The organism is Microbacterium alkaliflavum (genome assembly GCF_044325405.1).
Lineage (GTDB): Bacteria > Actinomycetota > Actinomycetes > Actinomycetales > Microbacteriaceae > Microbacterium > Microbacterium alkaliflavum.
In genome coordinates this window covers 25,163-39,097 of sequence record NZ_JBIQWL010000013.1, presented here as the reverse complement: position 1 = coordinate 39,097, position 13,935 = coordinate 25,163, and the positions used below count along the sequence as shown (strand labels likewise).

General features: G+C 71.2%; 1 protein-coding gene (running past one end of the window). It reads right to left on the bottom strand.

Annotated elements, in window-relative coordinates:
* Positions 1–158: 158 nt before the first annotated feature.
* On the bottom strand, positions 159–13,935 hold the 3' portion of the coding sequence (locus tag ACH3VR_RS20975; protein WP_397558281.1) for a hypothetical protein. It continues 13,394 nt past the right edge of the window; only the last 13,777 of its 27,171 coding nucleotides appear in the window; the start codon falls outside the window, past its right edge; the stop codon is at positions 159–161.

The window sequence follows — 13,935 nt, the reverse complement described above, 5'->3', positions numbered from 1 at the left end:
TCGGGCGCGGCATCCCACCGCGCGGTTCGGGGATGGCGGCGATCAGGCCGCGATGCGTCGATCGGCGAGGGCTGTGCACGACCGGCTCATCCGCGGGTTCGACCGACGACCGCCGCCACCCCGGGCTCGAGGGGCTTCGGGCACGGGCCCGCCGATCGTCAGTCGTCGTCCAGGATCGTGATGATGCCCGTGCCGTCGGTGATCGCCACTCCGGAGCTGACGCTCATGATGCCGACGATGATCGTCTCGGCCGGCTCGGCGACCTTGTCGCCCACGATCGTGAGGCTGAAGGTCGCCGTCGTCTGCCCGGCGGGGATCACGAGGGTCACCGTCGTCGACCCCTTGTAGTCGGCGCTCGTGGCGGTTCCGCCGGTGACGGAGACGACGATCGTGACGGCCGACGTCGCGGGCGCCGAGAGCGTGATCGTCAGGGTCGCGGCCGTACCCTTGCCGGTCGACCCCTCGGTGACCGTCGCGTCGTCGATGCTCGCGGTCGGCGCGGCCGCGGGGGCGGGAGCCACGACGGGGTCTGCCACGATCACCCCGCCCGCGATGCCGTGCTGGTCGAGGTCGGAGCCGTAGTTGTTGAACTTGTCGAACTCGCTCGACTGCGTCGAGATGAGCTTCGCATCGCCGCTCGCGAGCGCCGCGTTCGTGCGCGCGATCACCTGCGAAGTCGTGTACGGGTAGGCGATCTCGGGGTGCGCCGACGACAGGAGCGCCGCGACCGCCTGGCGCAGGAGCGCGTCGATGCCGCCGCCGCCCGTGCCGAGCGCCTCGAGCAGCGTGCGGTTCGCGTAGGCCGCGGGCGCCGCACTGAAGACGCTGCCCACCGGCTGGTCGGGGCTGTACACGAGCGTGCCGTCGGGGTTGCGCGGCCAGGCGATCGCACCCCAGTTCGTCGCGTTGTTCTTCCAGAAGCCGGGCGTGTGACCCTCCGCACCGCCCGTCGCGGCGCGGTAGACGGCCGCGTCGCGGTCGGTGACCGTGCCGTCGGATGCCGTGCCGGTCACGGTCGCGGTGTTGGTGTAGCCCGTCGAGCCGACGACGTGGGTGCGCACGCCCGCCGACGTGAACAGCCACACTTCGCCGACGTCGAGGAGACCGTTGCCGTTCGTGTCGCCGCCTGCGTAGACCGGGAGGAAGTCGTCGGCGGTCGAAGCCGTGCCGTTGTCGTCGACGAGGCTCACGGCGAGCGGGGTGTTGCCCGTGTTGCGCACGAGGTACGTCCAGACGACGTTCGTGCCGGGGAGCAGCTGCGGCCCGCCGGCGTCGGCGTCTTCGAGGCCCGTCGGCGCCCACGGGTTCACTGCGTTGATCGCCTTCTCGACGTCGATGCCGAGCAGCACGCCGTAAACCCAGGCCGGGTCGTCGTCGGAGTAGACCGTGCCGAACCGGTCGGCGCCCGTGACGCGGGCGACGTTGTGCAGGGCGGCCGCGCCGGCGATGGTCGTGAAGCGATAGCGCCACACCTCGCCCGGGTCCAGCAGGCCGTCGCCGTTCGTGTCGCCCGACAGGAGCGTCAGCGTCACGTCGTCGGAGGGGTCGACCGTGCCGCGGTCGTCGACGACCGTGATGCCCGCGAGCGGGAGGGAGCCGGCGATCGAGCGCACCTCGAACGTCCACTCGATCGTGGAGCCCGCGGCCACGCGCACGGCCGTCGCCTCGGTGTCGGCATCCTGCCCGTTCGCGCGCTTGACGATGGAGATCGCGGTCGGCGGCACGACGACACCTGTCGTGGTCGCGACGTCGGTGTCGGTGCCGACGAGGTCCGTGCCGGGCACGCGACCCGTGACGGTGGCGATGTTGACGTAGAGTCCGGCCGTCGCGACGCCCGTCGCGCGGTAGAGCCACACCTCGTCGGGGTCGAGCAGACCATCGCCGTCGGTGTCGCCGGAGACGTAGGCGGGGCGCCAGTCGTCGGACGGGTCGGATGTGCCGTTGTCGTCGACGAGATCGATCGCGAGGGCCACGTTGCCCGTGCTGCGGACCTCGTAGGTCCAGACGAGCTGGCTTCCGACGGTGACGACGACGCCCGGGGCCGTCTGGGCGTCCTGGCCGTTGACGTACTTGGTCACGACCGGTGCGGCGATCGCGCCGAAGTAGAACGCGGAGTCGTTCGCCGTGATCAGGGTCCCCGCCGGGTCGTGCCCCGTCACCACCGCGACGTTGCCGTAGAGCCCCACCCGGGCCGTCGCCGTCACGACACCGACCGACGTGAACAGCCACACCTCGTCGGGGTCGAGCTCGCCGTCGCCATCGGCGTCGCCCGAGAGGTACCGGGCCGTGAAGTCGTCGGAGGTGTCGAGCGGCGTCCCGTTGTCGTCGCGCACGACGATGTCGCGCACGCCGGCCTGCGTGAGGTTGCGGACGAGGTAGGTCCAGATGACGACGACCCCGGGTGCGAGGCGCTTGGCCTGGCCGGCCGTGTCGGCGTCGTCGGCGGCGGTGGGAGCAAGGGGGGATGCCGCGTTGACGGCCTTCTCGATGGAGATCAGGCCGACGGGGATGCCGAGGTAGTTCGCGGCATCCGTCGCGGTCAGGGTGGTGCCGCCGCCGGATCCGCTCGCCGTGGCGATGTTCGTGTACTGCCCGAGGATCGCCGTGCGGACCGCCCGGAAGAGCCATGTCTCGTCAGGGTCGAGGATGCCGTCGCCGTCGGTGTCGCCCGAGACGTAGGTCGGGGCGAAGTCGTCGGACGCGGTGCCGGGCGTGCCGTTGTCATCGATGAGCGCGACCCCCGAGACCGGGCCGCCCGATGCCGTGACGAGGTAGGTGAACACGACCTGCGAGCCGACCGCCACGACAGGACCCGTCGGCAGATCCGCGTCCTCCGCCGGCGTCAGGTGCAGCGGGTCGACCGCGTTGACGGCCTTCTCGACCGCGAGCCTGGTCTCGCCCACGGGGATGCCGAGGTAGTTCGCGGCATCCGTCGCCGTCAGCGCGACTCCGCCGCCGGATCCGCTCGCCGTGGCGATGTTCGTGTACTGGCCGAGGATCGCCGTGCGGATGGCCCGGAAGAGCCAGGTCTCGCCGAGGTCGAGGATGCCGTCGCCGTTCGTGTCGCCGGACACATAGGTGGGGGCGAAGTCGTCGGACGCGGTGCCGGGCGTGCCGTTGTCATCGACGAGCGCGACCCCCGAGACCGAGCCACCCGATGCCGTGACGAGGTAAGTGAACACGACCTGCGAACCGACCGTCACGACCGGACCGGTCGGCAGGTCGGCGTCCTCCGCCGGCGTCGGGTGCAGCGGATCGACCGCGTTCACTGCCTTCTCGACCCCGAGCCGGGTCTCGCCCACGGGCACGCCGAGGTAGTTCGCGGCATCCATCGCGGTCAGCGCGACTCCCTCGGCGCTGCCGCGGGCCGTGGCGATGTTCGTGTACTGCCCGAGGATCGCCGATCGGATCGCCCGGAAGAGCCAGACCTCGTCAGGGTCGAGGAGGCCGTCGTCGTTCGTGTCGCCGGACACATAGGTGGGGGTGAAGTCGTCGGACGCGGTGTCGGGCGTGCCGTTGTCGTCGCGCAGCGTCAGCGACGACAACGATCCGCCGACGGCGGTGACAAGGTACGTGAAGACGACTTGCGAGCCGACGGTGATCCGCGGCCCCGTGGGCGAGTCGGCGTCCTCCGCGAACGTCGGGTGCAGCGGGTCGACCGCGTTCACAGCCTTTTCGACGAGGAGCACGGTCTCGCCGACCGGGATGCCGCGGTAATTCGCCGTGTCGGTGTCGACGAGCGGGCGTCCGCCGCCTGTGCCGCGCACGGTCGCGGTGTTCGCGTAGGGGCCGAGGACCGCCAGGCGGGCTGCGCGGTACACCCACACCTCGTCGGGGTCGAGGATGCCGTCGCCGTCGGTGTCGCCCGAGACGTAGGCGGGAGCGAAGCCGTCGCTCGGGTCGTTCGGCGTGCCGTTGTCGTCGATCAGGGTGACCCCGGTGACCGCCCCGCCGAGCGAGGTGACGAGATACGTGAAGACGACGAGCGAGCCGACCGTGACGATAGGGCCGCTCGGCGAGTCCGCGTCCTCTGCAGGTGTGGGGTGCAGCGGATCGGCGGCGTTCACGGCCTTCTCGACGAACAGCAGCACTTCGTCCGGCGCGGTCAGCCCGATGTAGACGGCAGGGTCGCTGTCGCGCCGCGACTGCCCGTTCGTGCCGACGCCCTCCGCCGTCACGACGTTCTCGTAGCGTCCGGCGCGCACGATTCCGGTGGCGCGGAACAGCCACGTCTCGCCGGGGTCGACCCAGCCGTCGCCGTCGCTGTCGCCGCCGACGTAGACGGGGACGAAGTCGTCGCTCGGGTCGGCCGGTGTGCCGGCGTCGTCGAGCAGGCGCGTGAGGCGGATCGCGACGGCGCCGGGGTTGGTGACCTGGTACGTCCAGACCACGACCGAGCCGACCGGCAGCGTCGGTCCGGTCTCGTTGGCGTCCTGGCCGTTGACGTACTTCACGACGCGGAGGATCGTCTGCGGGTCGCAGGGGCAGTGCAGGTTGGGTCCGCCGACGTCGTCGCGTCCGACGCCGCCGATGTTGCCCGGCTGCGGGTCGCGCGGGCCGCCCTTCTGGTCCTGCCAGAGCTGGCCGTCGCTCTGCTCGACGAGCGCCGTCTCGTCGTACGGCTCGCCGGCGGGGACGGCCGGGCCGAGGTCGGCGCCGCCCGCCGCGGTGAGGGCACGGATGAGATTGCGGATCTGCGGGCTGAAGCTGCGGTTGACGGTCGGCGAGCCGAACGGTGCGAACGGCACGATGAAGCTGTTGAACTCGCCCGACCAGTCGTACATGCGGTCCTGCGCCGTGTTGGCGATGAGCACATCGCGCCCGGCGCCGCCGAAGGCGAAGTCGCCGTCGCGGAACCGCGGGTCGTCGTTCTCGGGGTCGGTGTTGGCGCCGCCCGCGGTCTCGAGGTTGTCGTCGAGCTGCAGCAGGTCGTCGCCGAATCCGCCGAACAGCCAGTCGCAGTTGGTGCCGCCCACGAGCCAGTCGTGCCACAGATCGCCGTACATCCGGTCGCGACCGTCGTCGGACTTGACCTTCTGACCGTCGATGTCGATCGGCAGGCCGGTCGCCTCATCGAGGACGTACGCGTCGAAGTTCAGCAGGAAGCCGGGGATCAGCGAGCGTGGGTCGTCGGCGTCGTATTGCGCGAACATCGTCGTGTCGGCGTTGTAGTGCAGCGGGTCGACGTCGATGAGCGGCAGCTCGGTCGCGAGCCGGCTCAGCCCACCGTTGCGCAGATCGCGGTTGTAGAACTGCTGCATCGCCTCAGCACCCGACATGGCGTCGCTGCCTTCGCCGCCGTGCATGAAGTCGTCGCCGAGTCCGCCGTACATCGTGTCGTCGTTGACCGCGCCATCGATCCAGGTGTGGATGTCGGCACGCTTGAGGAGCTCGCCGAGGATGTAGATCTCGGCTCCCGTGAACGGCCCGGGCAGGGAGACGAAGTCCTCGGCGTCCGCCCTCACGACGTGGTGGAGCGGTTCCGTCGACCCGTTGCGGCTCGTCTGGATGACCCCGTCGTCGCCGAGCATCCCGTCGACGCCCGTGCCGCCATAGAGCCGATCGTTGCCCCAGCCGCCGTAGATGTCGTCGTCCTGGCCCTCGCCGAAGAGCACGTCGTCGCCGAGCTGGCCGTGGATCGTGTCGTCGCCGTCCTCGCCGTGGATGAGGTCGGCGGAGCCCACGCCGTTGGGCGAGCCGACGGTGTAGTCCAGCAGCGTGTACGCGCGCGGCACGAGGCGCAGCGCGCCCGCGTAGTCGTCGTACGTGAACTGCAGGAACTGCGCCGTGGCGCCGACCATCCTCACGAGGCGGAAGATCGTGCCGTTGTCGCCGAGGATGACGTCGCTGTCGGCGGCATGGCCGCCTTCCTCGAGGTCGCCGTAGTTGTTGCGCACGAGCCGGATGCCCGCACCGCCGAAGATGGTGTCGGCGCCGTCCGGGCGGCGGGCGGCCGTCGTGAGGCTGAAGAGGTCGGAGCTGCCGCCGATGAGGTCGTCACGGCCCAGGTCGCCGAAGATGACGTCGTTCCCGCCGTTGCCCTCGATCCAGTCGTCGCCGTCGCGGCCGGGGCCGGCGTAGTCCTCGACGGATTGCCGCGTCGTGCGCACGTCGATCGTGAGGGCGCCGGAGTCGTCGATCGCCGAGCCGTCGCCTTGGATCCAGTCGTCGCCGAGCTGGCCGAAGATGAGGTCGTCATCGGCACCGCCGGCGATGACGTCGTCGCCGTAGCGGCCGGTGGGGGTCGAGGTGTCGTGGTCGAACAGCTGGACGTCGCGCTCCTTCGCGCCACGCGGGTCGGCGTACGAGTTCAGCGCGCCGACGCCGCACGCGGTGGCCGACGCGATGTTCGGGCATCCCGTGTCCTGCTGGAAGATCGCGTCGCCCGTGAGCACCTGGAACCGGCGGCTCGTCGCGTCGCCCGTGCGCAGGAGGTTCGCGTTGTCACCCGCGATCGCGTCGTTCTGCTCGCCGCCGTCGATGAAGTCGCCCGTGTCACTGCCGCCCGCGACGTTGTGACCGCCGATGAGGTCGTCGTCGCCCGTGCCGCCGGTGATGCGGTCGGCGCCCTGCCCGCCGATGATGACGTCTTCGCCCGCGTTGCCGCGCAGGAGGTCGGCGGCCCCGCCGTCGGCGGGCTGCGTGGCGATCGACGTCCACGCGAAGGGGTGGGCGGCAAGCGGCATGTTCAGCGGCAGCAGTTCGAGGAAGATGCCCAGCCGCCCGAGGTAGGCCACCGTCGACTCCACCTTGCCGTGGTCGCCGAAGATCAGGTCGTTGCCGCCACCGCCGGCCACGGTGTCGGCGCCCGTGCCGCCGAAGACGATGTCGTTCTCGGTGCCGCCCGTGACGACGTCGGCCGCGCCCTGGTTCGGGTCGGTCGTCGTGATGAGGTCCCACGTGCCGTCGGCCGTCCCGCTGACGGTGCTGTCGCGCACGACACCATGATCGCCGAGCACGATGTCAGCCTCGGCGTCGCCGGAGATCGTGTCGGAGCCGTTCCCGCCGAGCACGATGTCGCGCTCGGTGCCGCCGGAGATCGTGTCGGCGCCGCCCGGCACCGCCGCGTCGGTCGTGGTGATGAGCTGCACGAGGCCCGACGGACGGTCGATCTCGATGCGACCGTGGTCGCCGAGGAGGATGTCGCGACCCGCGTCGCCCGAGATAAGGTCGCCCGCGTTGCCGCCCAGCACGATGTCGTCGCCGGTGTCGCCCGTGATCACGTCCGCGCCGGCGAGAGCCGTGGCATCCGTCGTCTCGATGCGCTTCGGGAGACCCGTCGCGAGGTCGTATGCGACCCGACCGTGGTCGCCGAGGAGGATGTCATCGTCCGCGTCGCCCGAGATCGTGTCGCCGCCGTTGCCGCCCAGGATGACGTCGTCGCCCGCGTCGCCCGAGATGAGGTCGCTGCCGGCGGGCACGTTCGGGTCCGTCGTCTCGACGGTCGCGAACGGGTGGTCGGGGAGTGCCCACAGGACGTGCCCGTGGTCGCCGAAGACGACATCGTCGCCCGCGTCGCCCGAGATCGTGTCACCGCCGTTGCCGCCGAAGATGACGTCGTCGCCCGCATCGCCCGAGATGAGGTCGGCGGCACCGTTGAGCGGCTCGGCCGTCCTGGCGTCGACGCGCCGGGTCGTCGTCTCGATCCGCTCCGGCTCGAGCGCCGACCGCACGTACCCGGCGGGTCCGACGACGGCCTCGGTCGTGTCCTGAACGAGCACGCCGTGGTCCCCGAAGATCAGGTCGCCGCCGTCGCCGCCGACGATGTGGTCGCGCCCAGCGGTGAGCGGGTCGGCCGCGGCCTGGGCACTGACGCCGTTCACGATGACCGACAGCGTGCGCGTGCGGAGGTCGACCTGGATGCCCGAGTCGCCCCAGACCAGGTCATCGCCCGCGTTCGCGACGATGAGGTCGTCGCCCGAGCCGCCCGCGAGCACGTCGCCCGCCTGGCTGCCGCGGATCGTGTCGTTGCCCGCGCCGCCGTACGCGATCACGCCGATCGACCACGACGGGTCGCCGATCGCCGAGGCGTCGACCGTGTCGGCGCCGGCGTTCGCGAAGGCGTTCGCGAGGCTCACTCGGAAGGTGGGCGCGTTGCCGATCTCGTTCGCGAACGGCTTGCCGCCGATGATCGACAGCGAGACGGCGCCCGCCGACCCGGCATACCAGGCACCCGTCTTGTCGGTGTCGCCGTAGATCACGAGCGGCGAGACCGGCCCGGCACCACCGGTGACTGTGATGACGTCGTCGCCCCCGCCGCCGTGGATGACCGTGAGGCCGCCGTGGCGGGCGACGACGCCGGTCGAGGCATCCACTCCCGGAACCAGGGTCGAGGTGATCAGCAGGCTGTCGGAGCCCGCGCCGAGGAAGAGCGAGATGGCCTCGAACGTGTCGCCGATCGTGATGCCGGCTCCGAACGACGTGGGTTCGCCGAGGGCCGTCGCGCCGAAGGCGAGCGCGCCCGCGAGGTCGAAGCCGGTGAGCGACGACGCTGTCAGCACACCGGAGTGCCCCGCGGGCGCGGCGTCGTCGAAGATCAGCAGCAGATCGATCTGCTGCGCCTCGCTCGGGAGCGGGGCGAGCGCGAAGAGCGCCTGGTTCGCCTCGCCGGGGAGCACGAACGCGGTCCAGAGCAGCCGGGCCGGGCCCGCGCCGCCGATCACGCCGAGCGGACCGTCGATCGTGCCGAGCAGATGTGCGCCCTTGCCGAACGGGATGAGCGCGCCGGCCGCGTCGCGTGCGACGACGTCGGGGGCGACATCGCCGGTGATCTGCACGAGATCGCTGCCGAGGCCCGCGATGACCCGGGTCGCGATGCCTGCACCCGTGGAGAGCACGTCGACGGTGTCGTCGCCCTCCATCGCGTCGACCTCGAGGATCTCGACGGCCGTGTAGGTCGCGGTGATGCCGGCGCCGTAGATGCCCGTCGCCGTCACGACGATGTGGTCGGCGAACTCGGTGGCCACCATGACGGTCTTGTCGAAGCCGTCGCCGCCGTCGATCGCGACGGGGAGGTTCTCGTGGTACGCGACCTGGGTCCCGACGAGAAGCGGCATCGGCACGCCCGGAGCGTCGGAGCGGAACACGATGTGGCAGGTCGGGCTGACGGCATCCGGGGTGCAGTCGCCGGTCGTCTGGGCGAGCGCGAAGGCGCGCAGGGTGAACAGGTCGTTGCCGGCACCGCCGAGGAGCGTGAGGAGTGCCTCGTTCGCGTACACCTGGAAGATGTCGTCGCCCGCGCCGCCGATGGCGGTCGTCGCGCGGCTGATGCCGGCGCTGAGCCATCCGCGGGTCGTGGCGATCGTGCCGAAGATGTCGTCGCCGGCGAGGTCGCCGCCCGCCGGTGCCGCTGTGGCGTTGCGCTGGGTGCCGTAGAGCTGGCCGAACTGGAAGGTGTCGTTCCCCGCGCCGCCGTCGAGCACCGTGCCGGCGCTGTTGTCGTCGGAGGCGAAGGAGTCGTCGCCGCCGAGCCCCAGCATCGTCAGTCCGCCGAGCGGGTCGTCGAGGCCGAGGTCGTAGTTGATGCGCTGCACCGACTGGGGACGAATGCCGGCGCTGCCGGCCGGGTCGGAGGTGCGTGCGTCGTCGGTGTCGACGTGCAGCAGTGCGACGAATGCGGGCCGGTTCGCCGTCCAGTTCGGCTCGGTGAGGGTCGTGAAGCGGCGCAGGAGGAAGACGTCGTCACTGGAGTCGGTGCCGCGCACCGTGAGGGCGTCGGTGCCGGAGTCGCCCGTGTCGAGGACGTTGATGACGTAGTCACGGGGGTCGCCCTGGCTGCCGGTCGTCTGCACGAGGTAGGTGTCGCCCTCGTCCTGGCCGTCGAGGGTCAGCGTGTGCCCGAGATCGACGAGCATCGTCTGAAGGTTCAGCACCGTGAAGGTGTCGGCGCCGTCGTCGGCGGTGCCGCCGTTCGCCGCCGTGCTGCTGCCGAACACGTGGGTCTTCGCGCCCAGGAACGTCGAGGTGAACAGGAAGGTGTCGGACTCGGTGTTCCCGAAGATCTCGGTGAGGTCGGTGCGGTCGCTGCAGCCGCCGGCGCAGAGGTCGAAGATGCCGCCGACGACGCCCGCGAACGTCATGCTCGTGCCGACCGCCGGGTCGGCATCAGCGCCGGCGGGCGCCTGGTCGCCGTGGATCGTGATGAGGCGTCCCGCGACGATCCAGGTGTCGACGGGAGCCGAGACGTCGTCGCCGACCCAGAGGGTGATGTCGGTGGCGGCCCAGATGCCGCTGCGGAACGCTGCCGTGACGCCCTTGGGCGCGGCCTGCTGGGTGGCGCCCTGTGCGAGGAGCACGGCGCCTTGTGCGACGAGGATGAGGTCGTCGGGCTGGCTCGACTCCGTCAGCTGCGGGTCGGACCAGAGCGGTGAGAGCGGGCCGAGCGTCGGGGGTCCGCGGGGAGCCGCCGAGTCGGGCACCATGAGCACGACCGAGCCGTGCGTCGAGATCGCGCCGAGCACGATGAGCTCGTCGTTCGCCTCGGTGATGACGACGTCGCCGTAGCCTGCCGCGAAGAGGTGGCCGGAGCCGGCGCCCGCGATCGACGTGTCGACGATGAGGGCGTCGCCCGCGAGCGGGCCGCCGATGCCGCCGAGGCCGCCCGCGAGGAGGTTGATCCGCACACCCGAGATGATCGTGCGTGCCGCCGTCGTCCCGAGGATCGAACCGGAGCGCGTCGTGAGCGCGACGTCGGTCGGCACCGTGCGGTCGGTCGAGCGCGACGTCACCTCGGACAGACGCAGGTCGCCCGCCGTCTCAGTGAGGAAGATGATCAGGGCCGCGCGGGCGATCAGCGCGCCCGGTGCCGTCTCGCAGCCGACGACCGTGCAGGTCGTCGGGCTCGCGATGCCCTCGAGGAGGTCGATCTCGAGGAAGTCGGCGGCCGAGCCGATCGCGCCGTTCGGCGCAAGGAGCGTGATGCTGCGACCCGCGACATCGGCGGGATCTGTCGCATCGGAGGCGTCGCCGGGGTCCCCGTCGAGGATCGAGCCCAGCTTCGCGAGCAGCTGCACGTCGCCGGCGCGCGAGCGGACGAGACCGAGCCGCAGGTCGCCGGAGTTCTCCGTCGCGACGGCGTAGCCCGCGACGTCGACGTCGAGCACGGCCCGCACGCCGGCGGGGATCGTATCGGCGAGCGCCGTGTAGGCCAGAACCGAGATCCGGGATGCCGCGACCCCCGCGCCGAGATCCTTCACGGTGATGTCGCGCGCAGCGATCAGGCCGGGCGTCGCGTCGCCGACCGCCGAGGTGCCGCTGCTCGTGCGGACGATCGGGTCGCGCGGCGAGGTCTGCTGGTCCCACAGGAGCGTCGTGCCGGGGTAGGTCGCCGGCTGGAAGGTCGGCGCGGCCGTGCGGTGCTCGAAGCGGTAGGTGCTGTCGATGACCGTGCCGGTGCCGTTCGGGTAGGCGGCGGGGTCGCGGGTGAGCGTCGTGGCACCCGTGGCATCGGGCCGGAAGTGGCTCGCGTGCTGCCGGTTCCAGTCCGCCGTCAAGCCGTTGATCGACGGCGCCGCGGCCGCCGGCACGAAGGCGATGACGCGCACCCAGATGTTTCCGGCGACCCCGGTCTGCCTGCGGCTGTCGTCGAGCAGCACGTCGACGTCGCCCTGGTCGGAGCGCAGCTCGTCGACGTAGACGACGAACGTCGCGGGGCTGAGCGCGTGGGTCGTCGGCACCCGGTCCACGGCGAGCAGTCGGAGGTGCGCATCTCCCTGCGCCGTGGCCCAGATGCGCGTCAGGCGCACGCGGTCGTCGGAGGTGCCGGGGCCCTGGCGGTCGAGGCTTTGCACGAGCGTCACTCGCACGGGCGCGGCATCCGTCCCGATCGCCCCGTTCGGCGTCTCGAGGTGCGCGACGTTCGTCGTGATGCCGGCGCTGCTCGAGGCGGACTCGATATCGCCGAGCGTGTGCAGGATGTGCGTCCAGCCGGTCGGATTGTTGATGGGTCCGGCGATGATGAGGCGGCCCGTCGCCCGCTTCTGGATGTCGATCCACGTCTCGAGCGCATTGCGCGTCAGGTCGAACTGGAAGGGGATCTGCTCATCGAGCGAGTCACGCGTGCGGCTCAGGAGCCACACCGTCGGCTCGGTCGTGTTGGAGACGGGCGTGACGACGTCGATCGAGCCGAGCGTGATGTCGGCGTGCGAGTGGTCGATGATGATGACGCTCGAGAGCGTGTCGCTGAAGATGAAGAGCGGCCAGCCGTTCGCGGCGCTCGTCGTGTCATTGGCGATCGCCGCGTACTGCTGCGCTTCGTCTGCCCGGTTCACGAGCCCGTCGGCCGACATCAGCACGTTTCCGGGCCCGTCGTTCTCGACCGTCACGGTGAAGGCGCTGCCGACCTGCTGCCCGACGAAGGCGTCGGCGCCGTCGATCTTGACGCCGTTGGCGACCTTGACGACGCCGTTCTCGTCGACGACGAGCCGGGGGGCGCCCTTGCTCCCGCCGAAGATCGTGACGTCGGCATCCCACGTGATTTTGCCGTAGCGGTTGGTCGTCGAGCTGTCGCCGTCGAAGTAGCCGTCCTCCGTCGTGATGTGCCACTTGCCCGCCGTGACGCTCGCGACGGTGTTCGCGTCGACGTAGAGGGCGAGGCGCGGGTAGAGGCCGGTCCCGTCACTCGGCTTCTCGAGCAGCGTCGATGGCGAACGGACCCCTGCCCGCACGAGAGCGGCGGCCTTCGTCACGACCGACGACGTGATCGTGAGCGTGCCGTTCGCGTAGCCCTCGTTGATCGGCACGGGGAACGCGACGCCCAGCCGGCTCGCGAGGCGCTTGATGGTGAGGTCGGTCGCGCGGGCGATGAGGTCGACGCCCGCCCAGCCGGTCACGATCGCCCGCGCCGAGATCGTGACGGTCGTCGTGATCGTGCCCTGGAGAAGCGCGTTCGCGCGTGCTGCGGCACCGCCGAGCAGCAGCACGAGGAAGGCCTCGGCGCCGGCGTGCGCCTGGAGGTCGGCGTACGATGTGGTCGCCTTCAGGCTCACCTGGTCGGCCTCGAGGCGCGCATCGGCCCCGATCGTGACCGTCGAGACGACCTCGACGACGAGTCCGTTGGGCGAGTGGTCACCGTCGTTGAACCAGTTCGAGTCGGCTCCCGCGAACCCGACCGTGCCGACGCCGAGCGAGTCGACCTCGGTGAGACCGTAGACCCGCACGTCGGTCGTACCGGACAGGAGTCGGCCCGCCGTGAGAATCGCCCCGTCTCCGACCGAGATGGTGGCGTGCGGTTTCACCGTGCCGACGCCGTCGGTGTCGGTGACCGAGACGATGCCGCCACCCTTGGAGACCGCGCGCACTTCGAGGTGCGCGTCGGCGGCGGCAGTCATCGCGAGGTCGCGACCGGCCGTGAGAGTCGAGCCCGCACCGACGGTGACGCTCGCCTGCGGGTCGACCGAGCCCTTGGCCCGCGCGACGCCGATCTGCACGATCGACCCGCTGCGGACGTCCGTGTAGGCAGTGCCGTAGGCCGTCGCCGACGCGTCCAGCGCGATGTCCCCGCCGGCGCGGATCGTCGCCGCGGCCGAGCACGTCTGGGCCGAGGCATCCCATCCGACGCACGTCTGCACGACCGGCGTCACCGTGAGGGAGGAATCAGGAGTGTTCGCCGTCACGACGAGCGCCCCGGAGGCGCCCTGGGCCGACGACTTCGAGCGGCCGTCTCCGCCCGCGCCCACGAGGGTCACGAGGTCGACGCCGCCGGGGCCGAGCAGCTTGCCGGCCCCGGTCGGACCGCCGGCGAGGTCGAAGTACAGCGAGAAGTCGCCGGCCGTCGCCCGGAAGTCGAGGCCCTCGACACCGATCCTGTGGGTCGCCGACGAACTCAGCCCCGACGCGTCGAGTGCGATGGCGGTGCCGGTGGGGGTGAGCGCGAGCTTGAAGCTCGTGGCGGTGCGCTCCACGACGTAGTACGTGACGCCGTCGACGAGCGGGGAG